The organism is Actinophytocola sp. NPDC049390, assembly GCF_044466355.1.
In the GTDB taxonomy this organism is placed as follows: Bacteria; Actinomycetota; Actinomycetes; order Mycobacteriales; family Pseudonocardiaceae; genus Actinophytocola.
Window position 1 is genome coordinate 70,342 of sequence record NZ_JBITMQ010000006.1, and the last position, 21,874, is coordinate 92,215.

18 protein-coding genes and 2 pseudogenes are annotated in these 21,874 nt (G+C 71.8%); 10 read left to right on the top strand and 10 right to left on the bottom strand.

Annotated elements, in window-relative coordinates:
* Positions 1–166: 166 nt before the first annotated feature.
* Entirely contained in the window at positions 167–1,024 is an 858-nt protein-coding gene (locus ACIBVP_RS18890; protein WP_396107441.1) for an alpha/beta hydrolase family protein, read from the bottom strand.
* Between the two features lie 137 nt (positions 1,025–1,161).
* On the opposite strand from ACIBVP_RS18890, the gene ACIBVP_RS18895 reads away from it, so the two are divergent.
* The 3 genes from ACIBVP_RS18895 to ACIBVP_RS18905 are packed head-to-tail and all read left to right on the top strand — an operon-like array spanning position 1,162 to position 5,768.
* Positions 1,162–1,758: a QsdR family transcriptional regulator gene (locus ACIBVP_RS18895; protein ID WP_396107442.1), complete on the top strand. Its 597-nt coding sequence runs from the start codon at positions 1,162–1,164 to the stop codon at positions 1,756–1,758.
* 48 nt (positions 1,759–1,806) lie between these two features.
* The gene (locus ACIBVP_RS18900) at positions 1,807–3,372 is read left to right on the top strand and encodes a class I adenylate-forming enzyme family protein (protein ID WP_396107443.1); all 1,566 of its coding nucleotides are present in this window, start codon (positions 1,807–1,809) and stop codon (positions 3,370–3,372) included.
* Entirely contained in the window at positions 3,369–5,768 is a 2,400-nt protein-coding gene (locus ACIBVP_RS18905) for a LuxR C-terminal-related transcriptional regulator (RefSeq protein ID WP_396107444.1), read from the top strand. The genes ACIBVP_RS18900 and ACIBVP_RS18905 overlap by 4 nt, the downstream gene beginning before the upstream one ends.
* Here ACIBVP_RS18905 and ACIBVP_RS18910 read toward each other — a convergent pair.
* The 3 genes and pseudogenes from ACIBVP_RS18910 to ACIBVP_RS18920 form a co-directional block, all read right to left on the bottom strand.
* Positions 5,740–6,962, bottom strand: a pseudogene (locus ACIBVP_RS18910) (acyl-CoA dehydrogenase family protein). The gene ACIBVP_RS18905 and the pseudogene ACIBVP_RS18910 sit on opposite strands and share 29 nt — an antisense overlap.
* A complete protein-coding gene (locus tag ACIBVP_RS18915; RefSeq protein ID WP_396107735.1) occupies positions 6,959–7,999 on the bottom strand; it encodes a zinc-binding dehydrogenase in 1,041 nt (346 codons plus the stop codon). Before ACIBVP_RS18915 ends, ACIBVP_RS18910 begins: the two are co-directional and overlap by 4 nt.
* Before the next feature lie 147 nt (positions 8,000–8,146).
* Complete coding sequence (locus ACIBVP_RS18920; RefSeq protein WP_396107445.1) at positions 8,147–9,499, bottom strand: DHA2 family efflux MFS transporter permease subunit; 1,353 nt, start codon at positions 9,497–9,499, stop codon at positions 8,147–8,149.
* A 105-nt stretch (positions 9,500–9,604) separates the two neighbouring features.
* Between ACIBVP_RS18920 and ACIBVP_RS18925 the strand changes: the two genes are divergently transcribed.
* Positions 9,605–10,159, top strand: a complete 555-nt coding sequence (locus tag ACIBVP_RS18925; RefSeq protein WP_396107446.1) for a TetR/AcrR family transcriptional regulator — start codon at positions 9,605–9,607, stop codon at positions 10,157–10,159.
* A gap of 22 nt (positions 10,160–10,181) precedes the next feature.
* Here ACIBVP_RS18925 and ACIBVP_RS18930 read toward each other — a convergent pair whose 3' ends face one another.
* The 5 genes from ACIBVP_RS18930 to ACIBVP_RS18950 all read right to left on the bottom strand — a co-directional run bounded on the left by ACIBVP_RS18930 (position 10,182) and on the right by ACIBVP_RS18950 (position 14,201).
* The gene (locus tag ACIBVP_RS18930; protein WP_396107447.1) at positions 10,182–10,721 is read right to left on the bottom strand and encodes an ATP-binding protein; all 540 of its coding nucleotides are present in this window, start codon (positions 10,719–10,721) and stop codon (positions 10,182–10,184) included.
* Positions 10,722–10,938: 217 nt separating this feature from the next.
* Complete coding sequence (locus ACIBVP_RS18935) at positions 10,939–11,571, bottom strand: response regulator transcription factor (protein ID WP_396107448.1); 633 nt, start codon at positions 11,569–11,571, stop codon at positions 10,939–10,941.
* Positions 11,572–11,588: 17 nt separating this feature from the next.
* Positions 11,589–12,152: a class F sortase gene (locus ACIBVP_RS18940; RefSeq protein WP_396107449.1), complete on the bottom strand. Its 564-nt coding sequence runs from the start codon at positions 12,150–12,152 to the stop codon at positions 11,589–11,591.
* Positions 12,149–12,652 (bottom strand): hypothetical protein, encoded by a 504-nt coding sequence (locus ACIBVP_RS18945; protein ID WP_396107450.1) that lies wholly within the window; start codon positions 12,650–12,652, stop codon positions 12,149–12,151. The genes ACIBVP_RS18940 and ACIBVP_RS18945 overlap by 4 nt, the downstream gene beginning before the upstream one ends.
* Positions 12,653–12,737: 85 nt before the next feature.
* Entirely contained in the window at positions 12,738–14,201 is a 1,464-nt protein-coding gene (locus ACIBVP_RS18950) for an RNA polymerase sigma factor (protein ID WP_396107451.1), read from the bottom strand.
* 140 nt (positions 14,202–14,341) lie between these two features.
* Here ACIBVP_RS18950 and ACIBVP_RS18955 point away from each other — a divergent pair, with 140 nt between their 5' ends.
* The 3 genes from ACIBVP_RS18955 (at position 14,342) to ACIBVP_RS18965 (ending at position 16,982) form a co-directional block, all read left to right on the top strand.
* Positions 14,342–15,073, top strand: coding sequence for an enoyl-CoA hydratase/isomerase family protein (locus tag ACIBVP_RS18955; RefSeq protein WP_396107452.1), 732 nt, complete (start codon positions 14,342–14,344; stop codon positions 15,071–15,073).
* Between the two features lie 116 nt (positions 15,074–15,189).
* On the top strand, positions 15,190–15,954 hold the full coding sequence (locus ACIBVP_RS18960) for a putative protein N(5)-glutamine methyltransferase (RefSeq protein WP_396107453.1): 765 nt from the start codon (positions 15,190–15,192) through the stop codon (positions 15,952–15,954).
* A 263-nt stretch (positions 15,955–16,217) separates the two neighbouring features.
* Positions 16,218–16,982, top strand: a complete 765-nt coding sequence (locus tag ACIBVP_RS18965) for a class I SAM-dependent methyltransferase (RefSeq protein WP_396107454.1) — start codon at positions 16,218–16,220, stop codon at positions 16,980–16,982.
* Here the strand turns inward: ACIBVP_RS18965 and ACIBVP_RS18970 are convergent.
* On the bottom strand, positions 16,936–17,439 hold the full coding sequence (locus ACIBVP_RS18970; protein ID WP_396107455.1) for a MarR family winged helix-turn-helix transcriptional regulator: 504 nt from the start codon (positions 17,437–17,439) through the stop codon (positions 16,936–16,938). The two genes, ACIBVP_RS18965 and ACIBVP_RS18970, sit on opposite strands and share 47 nt — an antisense overlap.
* A 122-nt stretch (positions 17,440–17,561) precedes the next feature.
* Here ACIBVP_RS18970 and ACIBVP_RS18975 point away from each other — a divergent pair.
* The 3 genes and pseudogenes from ACIBVP_RS18975 to ACIBVP_RS18985 all read left to right on the top strand — a co-directional run bounded on the left by ACIBVP_RS18975 (position 17,562) and on the right by ACIBVP_RS18985 (position 21,873).
* Positions 17,562–18,639, top strand: a pseudogene (locus tag ACIBVP_RS18975) (amidohydrolase family protein).
* A 7-nt stretch (positions 18,640–18,646) separates the two neighbouring features.
* A complete protein-coding gene (locus ACIBVP_RS18980; RefSeq protein WP_396107456.1) occupies positions 18,647–19,159 on the top strand; it encodes an AAA family ATPase in 513 nt (170 codons plus the stop codon).
* Positions 19,160–19,272: 113 nt separating this feature from the next.
* Entirely contained in the window at positions 19,273–21,873 is a 2,601-nt protein-coding gene (locus tag ACIBVP_RS18985) for a glycoside hydrolase family 97 catalytic domain-containing protein (RefSeq protein WP_396107457.1), read from the top strand.
* Position 21,874 lies beyond the last annotated feature (1 nt).

Genomic DNA, 21,874 nt, shown 5'->3' on the forward strand with positions numbered 1-21,874 from the left:
GCTCTCGCCCCCGAACACCCCCCCCCGCGCCCCCCCACCCCCCCCGGCGCGCCCGCCCACACACCGTCGTTTTTGTTTTTTTTCCCCCCCCCCCCCCCCCCCCCCCCCCACAACTCAGTATGTGTGACAGCGCGACTCGCGGTGTTCTGGCGCGTGACTCGCGGGGTTAGCCTGCGTGGGGGCAGGTGTCTCGGTATTCCTCGATGCTTGAGTCGTTCGGGGCCGGGCACAGGAACTGTTCGTAGCGGGTGTCGTTGTCCACGAACCGCTTCAGCCACGAGATCATGTACTTCGCGACCGTCGTGTTCGACGTGTTCGGGAAGAAGTGGCTCGCGCCGTCCATCTCCATGTACGCCTTCTCCGTCGAGGACGGGATGGAGTTGTAGAACGGGATCGAGTGCGTGGTCACCGAGGCGATCGAGTCGTTCTCGCCGCCGATGATGAACGTCGGGACCTGCAGCGTGGACCACGTCTTCTGCGTGTTCCACGGGGCCAGCGGGATGGCCGCCTGCAGGGTCGGCTGGTCCTGCGCCGCCTCCAGGGACCCGCCGCCGCCCATCGAGTGGCCCGCCACCGCGAGGCGGGACGCGTCGATGCGGGAACGGACCGAGCTGCTGCTCGTCAGGTACGACAGGGCCGCGCGCAGCTGGTCACCCCGGCTTTCGGGCTGGTCGTAGATCGAGTTCGTGTCGATCGTGATGACCACGAAGCCCTGCGACGCCAGGCGCGGGCCCAGCCACGCGATGCTCGACTGGCTGGCCGTGAAGCCCGGTGAGATCGCGAGCGCGCCGAAGGCGCCCTCCGCGGTGCTCGTCGGGTAGTAGATGGTGCCGCCGCCGAAGCCCGGCACCAGGCTCGACACCGAGGTCTGCGACACCGAGAACGGGCCGCGCACGGCCTCGATGCTGTTCTCCGTCGGGTCCGGGCCCCGCTCGTAGGGGTTGTCGACAGCCTGTGCCGTCGGTGCGATCGCGAGTGCCGCGACCGCCGACAGTCCACACAGGATCCGTGTGGTTCTCCGCATGTGCCCTCTCCGTTCGCCGTTGAACACGGTCGGTGACCGACTGTGGCAAACGGACGCCGGTTGCCGCATCGGTGCAATCACCGGTCCGTGGTGGTGATTCGGCCGACACGGCCGGGCCGGACGTACGATCGGCGACCGTGAACCCCTCCGCCGACGAGATCGTCCGCGCCGCCGCGCACTGGATCGATCGCGGCATCCGCCTGGACACCCGTACGTTCGCCCACGAGCTGGGCATCTCCCGCAGCACGCTGTTCCGTCGCGTCGGCAACCGCGAGGAGCTGCTCGGCGACGCGCTGTTCTACCTCGCCGACCGCACCATGGCGGCCGCGGTGCGCCAGTGGGAGCGGGTCGAGGGGGCCGCGGTGCGCAACGGCGCCGGGGAGCTGCGCTGCCTCGTGGTCATGCGCGACTACCGGTCCGCCATCGCGGGCAACAAGGGCTTCCGGCGGTTCCTCGACGACGAGCCGACCGTCGCGATCCGCGTGCTCACCGACCCGCACGGGCGGGTGCAGCCGAGGGTCATGGCCGCGCACATCGAGCTGCTGCGCCGCGACGTCGAGGACGGCGGGTTCGTCCCCGCGGTGAGCCTCGAAAGTCTCTGCTACGCGATCGTCCGGCTCGGTGAGGCGTTCCTCTACTCCGACGTCCTCGCCTCTCGCGCGCCCGACCTCGAGGCCGCGTCGACGCTGCTCGCGGCGCTGGTGGAGGGCCGGGTGCCGACCACCCCCTTGTGAAACACTCGCGCTTGGTGTTTCATCGAACTCGACTTCGAGGAGGCGCCGATGCCGGTCCGGACGGACGTCAGCTGGCCACCCGGACTGCCGGGATCACTGGTATATCCCGAAGTTCCGGCCGGTGCGCTCCTGCTCGGCGCGGCCCGCCGCTACGGCGACAAGGTCGCCTTCTCCCGGGGCGCCGAGTCGCTCACCTACCGGGTGTTGGGGGAGCGGGCGGCCCAGGCCGCGCACGGGCTGATCGCCCGCGGCGTGCGGCCCGGCGACCGTGTGGCCCTGCGGATGCCGAACTGCCTGGAGTACCCCGTCGCCTACTACGGCACGCTGCTCGCGGGCGCGGTGTTCGTGCCGGTGAACCCGCTGCTGCCGGAGTCCGCCGCCGCCAGGCAGATCGCGGACGCGGGCGCCGGGGAGGTGCTGACCGCCGAGGACGTGCCGGGACTCTGCGCCGGGCAGCCGACGACACCACCGTCCGTCGACCTCGACCTGGACGAGAACCTCGCGCACCTCGCCTACACCGGCGGCACGACCGGCGAGTCGAAGGGCGTGCGCCTGCCGCACCGCAACGTCGTGACCAACACGCTGCAGTACGCGTGCTGGATGTCCGGGTCGCTGCCGGCGCTCGACGGCAACGGCGGCGTCGTGCTCGACCAGGTCGGCTCGGACGAGGAGTACCCGACCCGGCTCGGTCAGTCCGTCGCGATCAACCTGACGCCCTGGTTCCACGCCATGGGCACCATCGCGGGCCTGAACGCGTTGCTGCTGCTGGGTTTCACGACCGTGCTGCACGACCGGCTCGACCCCGGAGCGTACCTCGCCGACGCGGAACGGCTGAAGATCACGTCGATCGGCGGCGCGCCCGCGTTGTTCGCCGCACTGCTGAACCACCCGGCGATCGAGACGACGGACCTGACGAGCGTCAGGACGATCTCGTCCGGCGCGGCGCCCATGCCGCTGGAGATGATCAACCGGATGCGTGCGCTGGCGCCGGACGCCGTGGTGACCGAGGGCTACGGCCTGACCGAGGTGACCATGGGTGCCGTGCTCGGGCCGGTGCACCGGTCGGGCGTGCGGAAGGTGGGCACCGTCGGCGTGCCGATCTTCGACACACAGGTGCGGATCCTCGACCCCGAGGGCGCAGAGGTGCCGACCGGCGAGCGCGGCGAGGTGTGCGTCAGGGGCCCGCAGGTGATGGCCGGGTACCACAACCGTCCCGACGCGACGGCCGAGGTGATCCGGGACGGCTGGCTGCACACCGGTGACGTCGGCGTGTTCGACGAGGACGGTTACCTGTCCATTGTCGACCGCATGAAGGACATGCTGCTGTACAAGGGTTACAACGTCTACCCGCGTGAGCTGGAGGAGATCCTGGCGGCGCAGCCAGGGGTCCTCGCGGCGGCCGTGGTCGGCAAACCGGACCCGGCCGTGGGCGAGCTGCCGGTCGCGTTCGTGGTACCCGCGGGTGACGCGGTGACCGCGGAGTCGCTGATGTCGGCGGTGAACGAGCAGGTCGTCGCGTACAAGCGGTTGCGGGACGTCGTGTTCGTCGACCAGATCCCGGTCTCGGCGGCGGGGAAGGTGCTCAAACGCGAACTGCGCGGCCGGTTGTCGTGACCGGCTACCCGCTGCGTGGCAGGGATGCCGTGCTCGGCGGGCTGCGGTCGGTGGCCGGCGGCGCCGTGCTGGTGCGCGGCGCGGAAGGGCTGGGCAAGTCGGCGTTGCTGACCGCCCTGCGTGCCGCCGCCGGTGTACGAGTCCTTGGCGTGCGGGGACTGCGGGCGGAGCGCGCGCTGCCGCTCGCCGCGCTGCAGCGGATGTTCGGCGCCGCGTTGCCCGACGGTGCCGCGGTCCACCGCCTGCTCACCACGATGTCGATGCCCACGTTGTGCTGGGTGGACGACGCGCAGTGGCTCGACGAGGAGTCCCTCGCGGCCCTGGCGTACGCGGCGCGGCGGCTGACCGGACACCCGGTCGGGGTCGTGCTGGCCTCGCGGGCGGCGTCGGAGCTGTTCGAGTCGGTGGAGCTGGCGCCGTTGACCGACGACGCTGCCGACGCCCTGCTCCGGGACCGCGGCGTCCCCGCCGGGGTGCGGCCGCAGCTGGCCGAGCTGGGCGGTGGCAACCCGGCGGACCTCGTGGCGCTGGCGGAGTCGCTGACCCCGGCCCAGGCCGCCGGCCGGGAACCCGTGTCGCCGGTGCTGATGTCGCGGCTCTCCCGGTACGCGGCGCACCTGGCGGAGCTGTCGGAGACCGACCGCGTCCGGCTCCTGGCGAACGCCGCGGAAGCACCAGCGGACATGAGCAAGGCGACCCGGTCGACCTGGTACGCCGCGGCGTCGCTCGCGGACCGCAGGGCGGCACACGCACAGCTGGCGTCCACTCTGGAGGGTCCGGACCGCACGTGGCACCGCGCGATGGCGGCCGCGGCCGAGTCGGCCTCGCTCGCCGACGAGCTGGCCACGGCCCCCGCCGCCGACCACGCCACCGCGGCCCGTCAGCTGGAGCGGGCGGCGGCGCTGACGGCCGACCCGGCGTTGCGGGCCACCCGGCTGCTGGCGGCGGTCGACGCGGCCTGGCAGGCGGGCAGGCCGGGGTGGGCCAGGCTGCTGTTGTCGCGGGTGGACTCCCGGCTCGGCGAGGTCGCGTTGCGGCACGGCGAGATCGAGCTGCGCGACGGCGACCCGGCCGTCGCCACCCACGAGCTGACCACTGCCGCCGCACTGCTGCCCGACCCCGCACCCGCGCTGCTGATGGCCGGCGAGGCACGCAGGCTCGGTGGCGACCTGCACGGCTACCGCAGGCTCGCTCGTCGTCTGTCCACGAAGGACGACCTGGTCCAGGCCCATTTCCTCGGCTTCACCGCGATGTTCGCCGGTCGGCACGACGACGCCGCCGAACCACTCGACGAGACCGTGCGGCGGGGCATGGCGGCCACGGACGTGGCGGGTGCGGTCTGGGCCGCCGAAGCCGCCTTCGCGCGCGGCGACGCCGAGCTGGCGCACGAGTGCGCGGCCGCCGCGGTCGGCCGGGCGCGGCTGCAGAAGCGGCACGCCGAACTGCCGTGGGCGCTCGTCTACCTCTCCCTGTCCGCCATCGCGCTCGACCGGCTGCCCTGCGCCAGGGCCGCGTCCCGCGACGGGCTGCACGCGCCGCACAACCTGCGCATGGAGCACCTGACGCTCCTCGGGCTGGCCGCCGCGCTCCTCGGCGACCGGGCTCCGGAGCTGGACGAGGCGGCCGACGGGATCGCCGAACGTGGGCTCGGCAGGCCCGCAGCGGTGGCCGCCTGGGCGCACGCCTGCCTCGACCTCGCCGAGGACCGGCCCGACGACGCGCTCGGCAGGCTCGAGGACCTCGCCGCCGGGGTGGCGGGCGACCAGCCTGCCGTCCGTGTGCTTGCCACGCCCCAGCTGGTGGAGGCGGCCGTGCTCGTCGAGCGGGAGGACCGGGCACGGGAGGCGCTCGGCATCTTCGACCGGTGGACCCGCGCCGGCGGCAGCCCGTCCTGGAGAGCGCTCTCCCACCGCTGCCACGCCCTGACCACGCCGGACACCGACGACGCGGGCAGGCACTTCCGCCAGGCCATCGAGTGCCACCGGCGTGCGGGCAGCGGCATGGAGCTGGCTCGGACGCAGCTCCACTACGCGACGCTCCTGCGCAGACACCGGCGGACCCGTGACGCTCGCGACCAGTTCCGCGATGCCCTGCGGGGCTTCGAGAAGGCGGGCGCCACCCGGTACGCCGAACGTGCCCGTGCCGGGTTGCGGGCCACCGGCGAGACCGTCGCGGCCCCGCACCAGTCGCTCGCCGGGCTGACCCCGCAGCAGGCGGCGATCACCCGGCTCGTGGCGGCGGGGGAGACCAACAAGGAGATCGCCCGCAGGCTGGTGATCAGCCACCGGACCGTGGACCACCACCTGCGCAACATCTTCACCACGCTCGGCGTGCGATCCCGCGTGGAGCTGGCGCGCCGCGTCGCGGTCAGCGAACGAACGCGCTCAACCCCGTGACCGCGCGGCCGACGATCAGCTGGTTGATCTCCCGCGTGCCCTCGTAGGAGTACAGGGCCTCCGCGTCGGCCATGAAGCGCGCGACGTCGTTCTCCAGCAGGATCCCGTTGCCGCCCAGCACTTCCCGTGCGAGCGCCACCGTCTCACGCATCCGCGTGGACACCACGGACTTGGCGAGCGCGGCGTACTCGTCCTTGTTGACGCCGCGGTCCTGCAGCCCGGCGAGGCCGACGACCATCGCGAGCGACGACGTCACGTTCCCGAGCATGGTCGCCAGGTGGTCCTGCACCAGCTGGAAACCGGCGATGGGCCGGCCGAACTGGACGCGTTCGCCCGCGTACCGCAGCGCGGCCTCGTAGGCACCCATCATGCAGCCGACCGCGCCCCACGCGACGCCGCCGCGTGTCTGGCGCAGCACGTCGTCGCTGGTGTCGCGGAACGAGTTCGCCCGCTGCAGCCGGTTCTCCTCCGGCACAACACAGTGACACTTCCTGGGGAGCGATCCCCCAGACCCCCGGGGGCGGTGAGCGTGATGTCCGCGTTCTGCACGGTCCGCAGCGCGACCTTGCCCTCGATCCTGGTCGCCGTGAACCCGGGCGTGCCCTTCTCCACGACGAAACCCTTGACCTGGTCGTCGGCCTCGTCGCGGGCCCACACGATCACGAGGTCGGCGAACGTGGCGTTGCCGATCCACCGCTTCGCGCCGTTGAGCACCCAGCTGTCGCCGTCGCGGCGGGCCGTGGTCTCCAGGCCACCGGCGACATCGGACCCGCCGTGCGGCTCGGTCAGCGCGAACGCGCCGATCTTCTCCATGCGTGCCATGGCGGGCAGCCACCGCGCACGCTGCTCCGGCGAGCCACACCGGTGGACGCTGCCCATCGCCAGTCCGGTGTGGACACCGTAGAAGGTGTTCATGGACGGGTCGACACGGCCGATCTCCAGCGCGATGAACCCGGTCAGCAGGCGGGTGCCGCGGTGCGCCGCCATCCCGTCGTACATGAGGCCCGCGGTGTCCAGCGCCCGGAACCCGTCGACCACCTGGAACGGGAACTCGGCCCGCGACCAGTAGTCGGTGGCGATGGGCGCGATCTCCGCCTGCAGGAACTCCCGCACGCGCAGGACGATCTCCCGCTCCTCGTCGGACAGCTGCTCCTCGAAACCGAACAGGTCACCGGTGTGCGCCGCAAAGGTCATGGCACCAGAATGAGCCGGATCGGGTTGCCTGTCTTGTCGGTGAGCGCACGCACGGCCTCGGGCGCCTCGGCCAGCGGCAGCGTGCCGCTGATGGACTTCGACAGGTCGAGCCGCCCGTACCGGATCAGGTCGACGAGCCGTTCCACGTCACCGGGCGCGGAACCGTAGTGGCCGATGACCTTCAGCCCGCGCACGCTCAGCGCGATGCTGTTCTTGACCGTGAGCGGCTCCGGGGTGAGGCCCACGAGCACCAGCCGTCCGCCCCGTGCCAGGCACTTCAGCGCCTGCGACCGCACCGCGCCGACCCCGGCCATGTCGTAGGCGACGTCGAGACCGCCGCCGCCGGTGGCCGCGAGCACCTGCTCGCCGAAGTCGGGCGCGGTGGGGTCGAACGCGAAGTCGGCGCCGAACTCCAGCGCCCGCTCCCGTGCCGACGCGAGCGGATCGGCGGCGACGATCGGTGCCGCGCCGAGCATGCGCAGCAGCTGCACGGCATGCGCGCCGAGCCCGCCGATGCCCCAGACACCCGCGGGACGCCCGGGTTCGGCCCGTCCCGTGCCCGCGACCGCACCCCACGGCGTCGACACGGCGTCCGGCACGATCGCGGCCTGCTCGAAGGGAAGCGAGTCCGGGATCGCGACCAGCGTGTGGTGGGTGGCGATGGCGTACTCCGCCCAGCCGCCGTCGTAGTCGACACCGCGCGTCCGCACGGCGAGGCACGGCTCGCGGAAGCGGGTGCACTGTGGACACCGCCCGCACCGCTCGCCCGCCGCGAGCGTCACCCGCGTGCCCGGCTGCCACTGCTCCGGCACGTCCGGTCCGACGACGTCGATCTCGCCCGCGACCTCGTGCCCCAGTGTCACTTCCGGTTCGCTGAGGAAGGCAGGGGGCAGGCTGCCGTCGATGAGGTGCACGTCCGAAAGGCACACCCCGGCGGCGCGGACGCGGATCCGCACCTGCCCCGAGCCCGGTTCCGGCACCGGGACCCGCTTCATCTCGAACGTTCCGGCACTCGGGTTGAGGCGTCCGGCAAGCATGCTCACTAGTCCGCCTCCCCGAATTCAAAAGTGCTGGTCCCGACCCAGCCGCACCGGCGGACCGTAGGCGGCTGAGTGCCGTCACGTTCCCCTGAGGTAACTGCTGATCAGGTCAAGACTCACCCGCAAAGATCGACAGTACTCACCTTAGTGCGCGCGCCTCGGTAGGACCAGGGCGACCAAACCGCCCGCCGCGACCAGCGCCACGCCGACCCAGACCGCGGGTCGTGCGCCCGCCACGAAGTCCGTTGGGCTCGCGTAACCACCTTGCGCCGCGAACACCGACGCGAGCACCGCGACGCCGACCGCCACACCGAGTTCGCGGATCGTGTTGAGCACACCGGACGCCACGCCGTGCTCGTCTGAGCCCACGGTCTCCAGTGCGAGCGTGCTCATCGGCGCGAACTCCAGTCCCAACCCGACCCCGGCGAGGACGAACGGGACGACCAGCTGTCCGTAGGCGACGTCGGTGGTGCTGACGGCCGCCAGCCAGGCCAGTGCCACCACGAGCAGGGCCTGTCCGGTGACGATCAGCGCCCGTGCGCCGAACCGGCCCATGAGCACGAGCCCGGCGAGCGGCGCGACGACCATCGGCGCCATGGTCCACGGCAGCGTGCGCAGCCCGGCCTCCAGCGGGCCCATGCCCTGCACCACCTGGAGGAACTGCGCGAGCAGGAACACCGCGCCGAACGCCCCGGCGGAGAACAGCAACGCGACCCCGTTGACCGCGCTGAACCCCCGTGAGCGGAAAAGCCGCATCGGCAGCATGGGCGCGACCGCTCGCCGTTCCCACGCGACGAACGCACTGAGCAGCACGACACCACCGACGAGCGCGGTCAGCACCCCAGCCGACGTCCACCCGTGGTCGGACGCGTGCGTGATACCCCAGACCAGGGCCAGCATCGCGCCGGACGACAACACGAGACCCGCGGGGTCGAGCCTGCGCGCGCCGCCGTGGGACTCACGCAGCACCGCGGCCGCGAACGGCAGCGCGACCAGCCCGACGGGCACGTTGAGCCAGAAGATCCACGTCCAGTGCAGCCCCTCCGCGACGGCCCCGCCGACCACCGGTCCGATGGCGACGCCGAGCCCGGAGATGCCGCCCCAGATGCCGACGGCCGCGTTCCGCGCGCCGGGCGGGACCGCGGCGGCGAGCAGCGTGAGGGACAGCGGCATGACGGCCGCGCCCGCCGCGCCCTGGACCGCGCGGGCGGCGGTGAGCTGCCACGGTTCGGTCGCGAGCGCGCACGCCGCCGACGCGGCCGTGAACAGGGCGGTGCCCGCGAGGAAGAGGCGTCGCCTGCCGATCCGGTCCCCGAGCGCGGCGAAGGTGAGGAGCAGGGCGGCGAAGGAGAGCGTGTAGGCGTTGACGAACCACTGCAGGTCGGTGAGCGAGGCGTTCAGTGAGGTCTTGATGACCGGCAGCGCGGTGGTCACGACGAGGTTGTCCAGCGTGACCATGAACATCGGGATGCTGACGGCGGCCAGGACGGCTGCCATCGGTCTGGTTCTGGTGACCCGTTCTTCGACGAGCGTCACACGTTCCCCCTTGGTTGTTATCGACTGATAACTAGCAAGGTAGTAATCGACTGATAACATGTCAACGTGTCCAAGACGAGGCTGTCCGCGACCGAGCGAGCAGAGCAGATCGTGTCCGCCGCCGTGACCGCGTTCTCCTCCGGCGGCTACGCGGGCACGTCCACCGACGACGTGGCCCGCCTGGCCGGGGTGTCGCAGCCGTACGTGATCCGGCTGTTCCGCTCCAAGCAGCGGCTGTTCCTCGCGGCGGTCGAGCAGGCGTGCGGCCGGATCGAGAGCGCGTTCCACGACTCCGGCGCCCACGACCTCGCGGGCCTCGGCGACGCCTACGACCTGCTGCTCGAACAGCGTGAACTGCTCGGCATGCTGCTGCACGGCTTCGCGGCCAGCTCCGACGAGGAGATCGGCGCGGTGGTCCGCGCCCGCTTCGGCCGCATCTACGACACGATCCGCGAACTGACCGGCGCCGAGCCGGAGGAGGTCACCCAGTTCCTCGGCTCGGGCATGCTGCTGACCGTGCTGGCCGCGATGCGCGCCATCGGCCCCGGCGCGCCGGAACCGAAGGGCTGGCTGGCCGACATCGCGTCGGTGTACCCGTCGCTGTGCGGCCCGGTGCCCTGAAAGACGCTTTCAGTGCACTGAGCTAGATGCGCATGGGGCCGTCGCCCTCGCCGCGGCGCAGGCCCTTCAGGATGCGTTCCATCACGTCAGGCGACAGGTCGTCCGCGGCCGCGATCTCGGCGGGCGGAGGTGCGGCGGCGGCCGCCGCGCGGGTGGTGCCGCGGCGTGGGAGCGGGACGACCGTCGCGTCCATGCCCTTCGGGAGCGGCACCTCGCACCACAGCAGCTGCTTGCCCGTCGACAGGAGCTGCACACCGCTGTTCGGGCCCGCGAGGGATCTCGGCACGTTCAGCTCCGGCACGGAGCGGTCGTCCTCGATCTCCACCGCCAGTGCGTTGCCGGACAGGCGCAGGCGGAACAGCAGCATGGTCGGCGTCGAGGTGGGCTTCGCGTCGCCCACAACCGCCTTGACCAGTGCCTCCGCCGTGCGCCGGACCTCGGGCACTATCGACTCGACCCGCCACTCGGTGAGCGTGAACCGCACGAAGAGGTCTGCGCAGTTCACGGCGCTCGGCAGCGCGACGAGCTTCAGGTCGTCCACCTGCACCGTCTGATCGCGCACGGATTCCTTCACATCCCAACCTCGGGGGAGACCCGGTGATCTTGCCCCGCAACCCTGCGTGGGGGCAATGCCCACGCAGGCAGCAGGTTACTGCCATCCCGCAAGTCCCCTGTAGCCGCGTGGTGGCCGGTTACCCACCGGTACTTCCCGCATCGCGCTGACCTGCGCAGAGAGGCGGTGCAGGCCGTTTCGTCACACCGAGCGTAACCCTGAGTCGCTAGATGAGCCCCTCCTTGAGCGCGTACGCCACCGCGTGCGCCCGGTTCTTGAGCTGGAACCGGTTCGTCACGTCGTGGATGATGCTCTTCACCGTCCGCTGCGAGTAGCACAGCTTCTCCGCGATCTCCTGCGTCGACAGCCCGGACGCCACCAGCCGCAGCACCTCACCCTCCCGGTTCGTGATGCCCGCGAGTTGCAGGCCGCGCGGCTCCAGCACGTGCCGCTGCAGCCGCGACACCCGGTTCAGCAGCCTGCCGAGCAGGTCCGGCGGCAACGCGCCCTCACCCGCCGCGGCCGCCTTCACCAGGCGCACCAACACCTCCGGCGTCGCCTCCGCGCGGCGCGCGACCGCGCACACGCCCGCCTCGACCGCGGTCAGGATCTCCGCTTCCGCCATCTCACCGGAAACCAGGACGATCCGGGTGAAACCGCGACCCTGCAGGACTCTCAGCAGCTTCGCCGCCGGCTCGTCGAACCGGTCGGCGGCGACGAGCGCGACCGTCGTCGCCGGGTCGGCGTCGTCACCGGCCAGCCAGATCTCCTGGCGGGTGCGCAGTGCCGCGGACACCCCGTTCTGCAGGATCGGGTCGGTCGCGCGGACCAGGACCTGGGTGCGGGTGGTTGCCATCATGTCGTTGTCTCCCCACATCAGCCGAGCTGGTCGGCGTAGACGATGACGTTGTCGAGGTAGCTGCGCGCGGCGCGGTCGAACGCGCCACCGCAGGTGATGAGCCGCAGGACCGGTGTGGTCGCGCCGTTCCAGATCCTGTTCGCGGGCAGTGCCGTCTTCGGGGCCTGCTCCTTGCCGGTGACCACGAAGGTCACCGCACTGGTGCGGTAGTGGACGACCACCTCGTCGCCCGCCGCCAGCTCACGCAGCCGGAAGAACACGTCCGGCCCGTTCGCCTTCGAGTCCACGTGCGCCACCACGACCGCGGGCCCCGGCGCGCCCGGACGCGGCCCCGGCGAGTACCACGCGGCGAGCCCGAAGTCCGGCGTCTGCATGGCGCCGTCGTCCTTGAGCCCGACCGGCACCAGCGCCGCGTCGACGTTGATCGCCGGGATCGTGATCCGCAGCGGGTCACCGGGATCGGCGGGCGGCGGCGTTGTGGCGGGGGCGGTGGTCGCCGCCACCTCCCGCAGCTGGACGCCCACGAGAACCACGGCGGCGACCGCGACCAGCACGGCCGCCACCCACGTCACGACCTTCATGACGGCCGCCGCTCGCTCCGCCGGATCACCAGCAGCGTGCCCGCGGCGGCGAGGCCCAGCAGGGCGAGCGCGGGGACGATGAGCAGGAACCAGTTCACCTCGTCAGCGGGGCCCGCGCCGGTGTCGATGCGGTTCGGGGTCGGCACGCCCGACGGCGGGTCCTGCGGCTGCTGCACCGGCGGTTGCGGCGTGGTCGTGGTGACCGGCGGCTCGGTCGGGTCCGGGTTCGCGATGTCCGTGGGACGGGTCGGTTCCGCTGTGGGGCTCGCGACGTCGGTCGGGGTGGTCGGCTCCACGGTCGGGCTCGCGATGTCCGTCGGCGGCTCCGCCACCGTCGGCAGCGTGATGTCGCACGTGACCTGGACCTCGCACCGCTCCGGAGTCGCGGTCGGCGACGCGATGTCCGTGGGGCCCGCGAACGGCGGGGCGGCGGCCGCCACCTCGGCACCGGACAGCAGCGTGCCCAGCAGGATCGTCGTGGTCAGCACGGCCTTCTTCATCGGGTTCCTCCTGGTTGACGTTCGTGTCACCAGGTAGGAGCCGAGGCCCCGGCAGACCCTTACAACTTTTCCTCAGAACTTTTTTCTAGCCGATGCAGTACACGGTGATCTTGCTGGAATCGGTGGCGGAGTTGCCCGCGGCGTCGGACACCGTGACGGTCCACGCGACCGCACCGGTGTTCTCGAACGGGCCGAGCGCGGCGCGCCAGGCCCCGCGGACGAAGGTCATCGGCTTGCTGCCCGTCACACCCGCCGGGTCCGTCCAGCTCAACGTCGCGGTCTCGACACCGACGTTGTCGGCGGCGGTCGCCGTGACCGGGGTCGTGTTCGGCTCGCCGCAGCCGAGGGCGGGGATGTCGCCGCCCGCGTCGGCTGACACCGTCGGTGGCGTGGTGTCCCGAGGCGGTGGCGGCGGCTGGACCCTGGTCGTCGTGGTCGTGGTGGTGCGTCGGCTGGTCGTCGTCGTTGTGGTGGTGGGCCGCGTCGTCGTGGTCGTCGTGGTTGTGGTCGTGGTGGTCGTCGTCGTTGTCCTGCTCGGCGTCGTGGTGGCCGTCGGCGCGAGCGTCGTCGACGTGGTGGTTGTCGTCGCGGGCACGGTGTTCTCGAGTGCGAGGGGTTCGCCCTCGACGGGGCCGTCAGCGCGCCAGTACACGACCGCCGAGCCGAGGGCCAGCAGCGCGAGCACCGCCACCCCCGCCGCGACCACCCGGCCGCGCCGTGACCGCGTCGGGTCCGGTGACGGCGGCGGCACCGCGGGTGGGAACAGCACCCGGTCCGCCGACGCCAGCCGCACCTCGGCCATCACGCGGTCCTTCAGGAACAGCGGCGCCGGCAGCAGCGGCACACCCGCGAGCAGTGCCAACGGGCTGACCGCGACCCGCCGTCGTTCCGAGCAGACGTCACACGAGTCGACGTGCCGGGCCACGCGCTTGCGCATGAGGGGGGAGAACCGGCCGTCCCAGTCCGACAGGAGCGCGTCGAGTTCGGTGCAGTCCTCGCGGCCGAGGCGGGCGATGAGCAGCGCGCCGAGCGACCGTTCGACCTGGTCGCGCAGCCGGGTGAGCAGCACGTACGCGTGGTTGGCGCTGACACCCATCGCCTCGCCCAGCTCCGCGCCGTCCAAGCCCTGGCGCACGTGCAGGTCCAGCAGCGCACGGTCGCGTTCGGACAGTCCGGCCGCCGCCGACCACACCAGGTCCCGCAGTGCCTTCTGTTCGGCCGCGCGGTGCGGTCCCGGCTCGGTGTCCGCCATGTCCTCCACCTCGTCGAGCACGACGCGGCCGCGGACACGGACCCTGCGCAACGCCACACTGCGTGCGATGGCGTACAGCCAGGGCCGGAGCCGTTCCGGGTCGTTGAGCTGACCGAGGCGTTCGGCGGCGAGGACGAAGGTGTCCTGGACGGCGTCGGCGGCCTCGTCACGGTCGCGGAGCACCGACCAGCAGAAGTCGTGCAACCGGTCGGCGTAGCGGTCGTAGACCGCCCCGAACGCCTCCCGGTCGCCCGCGAGCACACCGGCCACCAACTCGGTGTCAGTGCGTTCACTCAAGGTTCGACCTCCGGGGTGACGGCAAGCGACGTGCATCGACAAGGAGCCCCCGAAGCGAGGAAACCTTACGACTTTCCCCCATACCGGCCGTACCGCCATCCGTCGCACGAATGTCTGCCCGAAAGGGCATGCTGGACCCCGTGATCGAGACTTCCGAACAGGGCGACGTCGCCGTCCTGACCATGTCCCGCGGTCCGGTCAACGCGCTGGACCTCGAGTTGCTCACGGCGTTCCCCGGCGCGCTGAGCGACGTCGCGGGCGCGGCCGCGGTCGTGCTCACCGGTGCGGGCCGCTGTTTCTCCGCGGGCGTCGACCTCAAGCGGATCGTCGACGGCGGGCCGTCGTACGTCGCGGAGTTCCTGCCCGCGCTGAGCACCGCGATGCTGGCGCTGTTCGACCACCCTCGTCCGGTGGTGGCCGCCGTGAACGGGCACGCGCTCGCCGGTGGGTGCGTGCTGGCCGCCGCGTGCGACGTCCGGGTCATGTCGGGCGGCACCATCGGCGTGACCGAACTGGCCGCCGGCGTGCCGTTCCCCACCGTGCCGATGGAGATCATGCGGCACGCGGCGGGCTCCGCCGTCGACCGGCTCGTGCTGACCGCGGAGAAGCTGCCGCGCGAGGAGGCGTACCGGATCGGGCTCGTCGACGAGCTGACCGACGACCTGGTGCCCGCCGCGCTGGCGCGCGCGAACGCGCTCGCTGCCGCGCCCGCCGAGGTGTACGCGCTCGCCAAACAACAACTGCGCGCACCCGCGCACGAACGGATCGCGGCCCGGCGCGAACGGGACGATCCGGGCGTAGCGGAACTGTGGAGCGCGTCGGCCACGCAGGAACGGTTGAGGGGTTTCCTGTCCCGGCTCGCGGCGAGGTAATCTTGCCGCGTCCGCTCGACTCTGGGAGGTGAGACCCATCAACGCTGTTGCAGGCTGGGTGCTCTCACCTCGCGCGGCCTAGGAGAGCCGGGGAGCGCCCACAGCGAAAGGCGCTCATGACATCTGATCTCAGTACCGACCTCGTCGCGCGGCTGCGTGCCGCGGGCTGCGTGTTCGCCGAGGACGAGGCCAAGCTGCTCCTCGAAGCGGCCGCCACCCCGCTCGAACTGGCCACGATGGTCGGCCGTCGCGCCGAGGGCGTGCCGCTTGAGCACGTGCTCGGCTGGGCCGCGTTCCTCGGCCTGCGCGTGGCCGTCGACCCGGACGTGTTCGTCCCCCGGCGGCGCACGGAGTTCCTTGCCCGCCAAGCGATTCGCCTCGCCCGCCGCGGCGCCGTGGTCGTCGACCTGTGCTGCGGGTCCGGCGCGGTGGCGGCCGCGATCGCCGTGGCCGTGCCGGACGTGGACCTGTCGGCCGCGGACGTCGAACCCGCCGCCGTCCGCTGCGCCCGCCGCAACGTCAACGGCGCGGTGTACGCGGGCGACCTGTACGACGCCCTGCCGACGCGCCTGCGGGGGCGGATCGACGTGCTGGTGGCGAACGTGCCGTACGTGCCGTCCGGAGACGTCGCGTTGCTGCCCCCGGAGGCACGGATGTACGAGCCACTGGTGGCACTCGACGGCGGCGGCGACGGATTGGACGTGCTACGACGCGTGGTCGCCGGAACCGCGGAATGGCTGGCGCCAGGCGGTCACCTGCTGTTCGAGATGAGCACCAAACAGGCCCCGTCAGCTGCCGACCTGCTGACGACAGCAGGCCTGACCCCACAAGTGACAACAGACGAAACCCTGGCCGCGACAGTGCTGATAGGCACCCGCTAAAACAACCCCCGCGAGTCGCGTTCCCCCGCACACCGAGTTGTCGGTTTCGTGCAGGTCATTTGTGTGCACGAAACGCACAACTCGGTATGTCCGGGCGCGCGACTCGCGGTGTCTGGGAACGCGACTCGCGGTGTCTGGGAACGCGACTCGCGGTGTGTGCACGGTGTTTATTTGCCCATCGATCGTGTGGTGCTTCCCCCGGTTCGGCGGTACATCGCTTTGGTTACCCCCTCCTACGCTGGCTTGGCTTGGAGGTTCCCCTGGTGACCAGTACCGAACAGCACAGGCGCAAGTACGACGCGCTCGCCGAACGCTACGAGGAGATCTATTTCTACGTCGCCGACCTGGGCCGGGAGCTGGTGTCGCGTGCCGCGCCGCCGCCGGGCACGCGACTGCTGGACGTGGGCGCGGGCCGCGGCGCGGTGGCCAGGGTCGGGCTCGCCCGCGGCTGCACCGTGACGGCGGTGGACGCCTCGGCGGGCATGGTGGCCCGGCTTGCCGCCGATCACCGCGACATGCTGGTGCTCCAACAGGACGCGGGTGCGCTCCGGTTCCCCGACGGTTCGTTCGACCTGGTGACCGCGGGTTTCCTGGTGCAGGTGCTGGCGGAACCTGAGATGGCGCTGGCGGAGTTCCACCGCGTGCTCGTGCCGGACGGCATGGTGGCGTTGTCACTCGAACGGCAGGTCGTCGGCCGTCTCGGCTGGCTCCACGACCTGAACCGCGAGTACTTCGGTGGCGGCTCCGGCGCGCCGTTGTCCCCGGACCGTCTTGACGAGTTGCTCGTGGCGGCGGGTTTCGACGAGCCGGAACGCACCATGGTCAAGGTCCCGAGGCACCTGCCCGACCCTGCGGCACTGTGGGACTGGCTCGCACTGCAGGGCGTCCCGGAAGCGCTGGACGACCTCCCGTCCCCCCACGCCGTCACGTTCCGCGAACGCTTCTTCCGCGGCGCCGAGGACATGCACCGCAACGGCGGCATCACCCTGGAGTTCGCCGCCACGCTCCACACCACCACACGCCCCTGACCCCCGCTGGCCTCGCGAGGTCAGCGGCTGGCGCGGGTGGTGATCGGGCGTAGGGCTTCCGCCGCTGCCCGGACGGCGTCCGGCGGGACCGCGGCCAGGACGCGTTCGTGGACTTCCATCGACACAGCCATGGCTTCTCCGTCAGCCGGGTGCCTTTTTCCGTCAGGTGGACCCATCGGCTCCGCGCGTCCGACTCGTTCTGTTCGCGGGCCACATGACCCGCTGCCGACAGGCGTTGCAGCGCGTTGCTGGTGCCGCCCGACGTCAGGTACAGCGACTTCGCCAGCTCGCTCAGGCGCAGGCGGCCACCCGCTCGCAGCAGGGCCGCCAGTACGTCGAACTCGGCGTAGGTCAGGCCCAGGTCGCTCAACGCCGGCTTCATCGCCTGCTCGAACACCAGGCTCAGCCGCGAGACGCGTTTGGCCAGCGCCAGCCGGGCGATGGCCTCGGGGGCCATCCCGTCGTCGGCCCACCGCTCCGCCAGCCCGGGTCGACGTGCTCGTCGAGGACGGCCGCATCGCCGCCGTCGCGTCCGGGCTCGGCGCGCCCGACGGCGCTGAAGTGGTCGACGCGACCGGCATGCTCGTGCTCCCCGGCTTCGTCGACACCCACCGGCACACCTGGCAGGCGGGCATCCGCGCGGTCGGGCCCGATCTCACCTTTCCCGGCTACCTCGACCTCGTCGTGAACACGATCGCGCCGCGCTACCAGCCCGCCGACGTCCACGCGGGCACGCTCGCCGGCGCCCTCGAACGCCTCGACGCGGGCATCACCACCGTCGTCGACTGGGCCCATATCCAGCACACGCCCGACCACACCGACGCGGCGCTCGACGCGCTCGCCGAGGCGGGCATCCGCGCCGTCTTCGGCTACTGCGTCACCGAACCTGACGTCGCCGCCGCCCGTCGCGTGCGCGACCGCGCCAGGTGGTCTTGTGACCATGGCCATGGCGCCCTACGGGCCCGAGATCGTGGGCGAGGAGCAGGCGCTGCGGGAGTGGCACGTCGCCCGCGAGCTGGGCCTGCCCGTCACCGTCCACATGGGAGGCCATGGCGCCGAGAGTGCCGAACGCGGGCCGGACTTCCTGCGCCGCAACGGGTTCCTCGGCCCGCGCACGAACTACGCCCACGGCAACAGCTACTCCGACGACGCGCTCAAGGTCATCGCCGACAGCGGCGGCACCATCGCCGTTTCGCCGGTCGTCGAGGCGGCGCTGGGGTTCGGCGCACCGGTCACCGCGCGCGCAATCGCCGCCGGGGTGCCGACCGGGCTCGGTGCCGACACCGTCGTGAGCGGGCCCGGGGACATGTTCAGCCTCATGCGCGGCGCGTACGCGTTCGCGCGGCTCGAGGACGGCGGCTTCACCACCCGTGACGCACTGCGCGCCGCCACCGTCGACGGTGCGAAGGCCGCCGGGCTCGACGACCTCGGCTCGCTGCGCCCCGGCAACCACGCCGACCTCGTGCTGCTGCGCACGGACCTGCCCGCGCACGACCCCGTCGGTGCGATCGTGCTGTCCCTGGACACCAGGGCGGTCGACACCGTGGTCGTCGGCGGCCGGATCGTGAAGCGCGATGGAGTCCTACTGGACGCTAAGTGGACAAAAGTCTTGCGGGACGTGGCGGTATCAGCCGATCGGGTGGTTGTCGCGGCATGATTGCCGGGTGCTCGTTGTGTTCGTCGGTCGGCCGGGCACCGGCAAGACGACGCTCGCCCGGCTGACGGCCGCCGAGTTGACCGCCGCCCACCTCCGGATCGACGCCATCGAGGCTGCCGTCATCCGCAGCGGGCTCGCGAAGCCGCCGCTCGGTCCTGTCGGCTACGTGGTCGCGCACGAGGTCGCCGCGTCGTGCCTGGCCGTGGGCACGTCCGTGGTGGTCGACGCGGTGAGTCCGGTGCCGGAGGCGCGTGCGGGCTGGGTCGGGCTGGCGCGTGGCGCCGGGGCGCCGGTGCGGATGATCGAGGTGGTCGTGTCCGACCCGGCCGAGCACCGCCGCCGGGTCGAGGAGCGGCGCAGCGACGTCGACGGGCTGGTCGTGCCGACGTGGCGGCAGGTCACGGCCGTCGCGTACGAACCGTGGAACACCGGACGCGACGGGCCGCGGCTCGTGGTCGCCAACGACGGCTCACCCGACGACGCCATGGTCCGCGTCCGGGCTTACTTGAGCACAATTTAAGCAGACTTTCGCGCAAGTTGTACGAAAGTCTTGTCTGGAACCGACACATCCGGTACCCCTTGAACAGGAACCGCACAGAAGCGGTCACGTTTCAACAGAGCGTGGGGTTGCTGATGAAGTCGTCCCTTGTCACCGCCGCCACGCTCGCCGTGGCCCTGGCCACCGCCTTACCCGTCCCCGCGACCGCCGACGCACCCGGCCGGTGGACCGTCACCGGCCCCGACCGGGCCCTGACCGCCCAGGTCGCGCTCGACGGCGACGGCACCCCGACCCTGAGCGTCAGCCACCGCGGCACCCAGGTGCTCGCACCGGCCCCACTCGGCCTGCGGACCACCGGCGCGGACCTGTCGACCGGTCTCCACCTGGTCGGTGACCGCACCCGCACGGTCGACGAGCGGTACACGATGACCACCGGCAAGCGCCGCGAGCGGGCGACCACGATGACCGAGCGCCGCCTGTCGTTCGCGGGCGACGGCGGCGCACGTGTCGACGTCGTGCTGCGGGTCGCGCCCGACGGCGTGGCCTACCGCTACGAACTGCCCGCCGCCGAGGAGATCACCGGCGAGGCGTCGGCGTTCACGCTGCCCGCCGACGCGCCCGCGTGGTTGCTGCCCTACAACGCCTGGTACGAGGCCAACCGCGTCGCGACGACGGCCGGGGGCGCCGCGGCGGGAGACTTCGGCAACCCGTCCCTGTTCCAGGTCGGCGACAGCTACGCCCTGCTCACCGAGTCCGATGTGGATGGACGGTACTCGGGCATGCGGCTGCGGCACGCGGCCGGCACGTCCACCTACCACGTGGTGCTCGCCGATGAAGAAGTCACCGCGCGGCAGACCCCGTGGCGCACCGCGATCATCGGCGACCTCGGCCGCGTCACCGAGTCCACGCTGGTCGACGACCTCGCCACGCCGGCGAAGTTCCGCGACACCTCGTGGATCCACACCGGCAAGGTCGCGTGGTCGTGGCTGTCGGAACACCAGAGCCCGTCGGACTTCGAGCGGCAGAAGGACTTCGTCGACTTCGCGGCCCGCAACGGCTGGTCGGCGGTGCTCGTCGACGAGGGCTGGAGCGCCGAATGGGTGCCCGCACTGGTGCGCTACGCGCGTGCCCAGGGCGTCGAGGTGCTGCTGTGGTTCCACTGGAACCGGCTCGACACGGCCGAGAAGCGCGACACGATCCTGCCGATGGTGAAGAGCTGGGGCGTGCGCGGCGTGAAGATCGACTTCATGGAGTCGGACTCGCAGGCCCGCTACCAGTGGTACGACGCGGTGCTCGCGAAGACCGCCGAGCTGCGCCTGATGGTCAACTTCCACGGCTCGACCATCCCGCACGGCCTCGCGCGTACCTGGCCGCACATCATGACCATGGAGGGCATCCGCGGCGCGGAGAACTACCCGCCCGCCGCGAACAACCCGGTGCAGGCGTTCACCCGCAACGTCGTCGGGTCGATGGACTACACGCCGGTGTCGCTGGACGTCGGCACGCACGAGGCGTCGGTGGCACACGAGATCGCGCTGCCGGTCGTGTACGAGTCGGGCTGGACGCACTACGCGGACAAACCGGAGGCCTACGAGCGGTACCCGGAGGCGCTGCGGTTCCTGAACCAGGTGCCCTCCGGCTGGGACCAGACCCGGTACGTGGCCGGGCATCCGGACGAGGGCACCGTCCTCGCGCGACGGTCGGGCGACCGGTGGTTCGTCGGCGCGATCTCGGTCGGCGAGGCACGCACGATGACCGCACCGCTGGACTTCCTCGGCGGCGGCACGTGGACGGTCGAGCTGGTGCGCGACGGGTCCGCCGAACGCGGTGACGTCGTGTGGTCGCGGCAGCGTGTGGCGGCCGGGGACACGTTGTCGGTCGACGTCCCCGCGAACGGCGGGTTCGCCGCGATCCTCTGCCGGACGTCGTCGTGCTCGAAACCGCTGCCGGACGTACCGTCGGGCAGCGTGGCGGTGACTCCGTCCACAGTGGATGCCGAACCCGGCTCGACGGTCGAGGTGACCGGCACGTTCACGCTCGCCGAGGGCACCGCGAACGACGTCCGGTTCCGCGCCGCCGCACCGGACGGCTGGCAGGTCGACGGGCCGGTGCTGACCCGCGACCGGATGACGGCGGGCCAGTCGGTGACCGGCCGCTGGACAGTCCATGTAGGACAGTCGCGCGGCTACGTCGACGTGCCCGTGTTCGCGGAGTTCCGGGCGCCCGACGGGTTGTGGGCGGACCGGGTGCACGTCGAGGAGGCCGTGCGCGTGTTCGTGCCGCCGCCGCCGCTGACCGGCACGCCCTACGTGAGCGACCTGACGTTCGTCAGCGAGACCAACGGCTGGGGCCCGGTCGAACGGGACCGGAGTGTCGGCGAGTCGGCCGGTGGCGACGGCAACCCGATCACGATCGGCGGTGTGGTGTACGAGAAGGGCCTCGGCACCCACGCCCCCGCCGCGATCCAGGTCTACCTCGGTGGCCGCTGTGCCACGTTCACCGCCGCGGTGGGCCTCGACGACGAGACCACGCAACCGGGTTCGGTGACCTTCCACGTGCTGGCCGACGACACCGTCGCCTACGACAGCGGCGTCCTGCGGCCCGGCCCGGCCACGCCGGTGACCGCCGACGTGACCGGAGCCCGCATGCTCACGCTGAAGGTGACCGACGGCGGCGACGGCAAGAACTTCGACCACGCCGACTGGGCTGACGCCCGCCTGAGCTGTCAGGGGTGAC

Excerpts from the sequence above, each read along its gene's own strand:
- ACIBVP_RS18890 (WP_396107441.1), bottom strand. The coding sequence starts at position 1,024 with ATGCGGAGAACCACACGGATCCTGTGTGGACTGTCGGCGGTCGCGGCA.
- ACIBVP_RS18900 (WP_396107443.1), top strand. The coding sequence starts at position 1,807 with ATGCCGGTCCGGACGGACGTCAGCTGGCCACCCGGACTGCCGGGATCA.
- ACIBVP_RS18915 (WP_396107735.1), bottom strand. The coding sequence starts at position 7,999 with ATGCTTGCCGGACGCCTCAACCCGAGTGCCGGAACGTTCGAGATGAAG.
- ACIBVP_RS18920 (WP_396107445.1), bottom strand. The coding sequence starts at position 9,499 with ATGGCAGCCGTCCTGGCCGCCGTCAGCATCCCGATGTTCATGGTCACG.
- ACIBVP_RS18935 (WP_396107448.1), bottom strand. The coding sequence starts at position 11,571 with ATGATGGCAACCACCCGCACCCAGGTCCTGGTCCGCGCGACCGACCCG.
- ACIBVP_RS18940 (WP_396107449.1), bottom strand. The coding sequence starts at position 12,152 with ATGAAGGTCGTGACGTGGGTGGCGGCCGTGCTGGTCGCGGTCGCCGCC.
- ACIBVP_RS18945 (WP_396107450.1), bottom strand. The coding sequence starts at position 12,652 with ATGAAGAAGGCCGTGCTGACCACGACGATCCTGCTGGGCACGCTGCTG.
- ACIBVP_RS18960 (WP_396107453.1), top strand. The coding sequence starts at position 15,190 with ATGACATCTGATCTCAGTACCGACCTCGTCGCGCGGCTGCGTGCCGCG.
- ACIBVP_RS18970 (WP_396107455.1), bottom strand. The coding sequence starts at position 17,439 with ATGGCCCCCGAGGCCATCGCCCGGCTGGCGCTGGCCAAACGCGTCTCG.
- ACIBVP_RS18985 (WP_396107457.1), top strand. The coding sequence starts at position 19,273 with ATGAAGTCGTCCCTTGTCACCGCCGCCACGCTCGCCGTGGCCCTGGCC.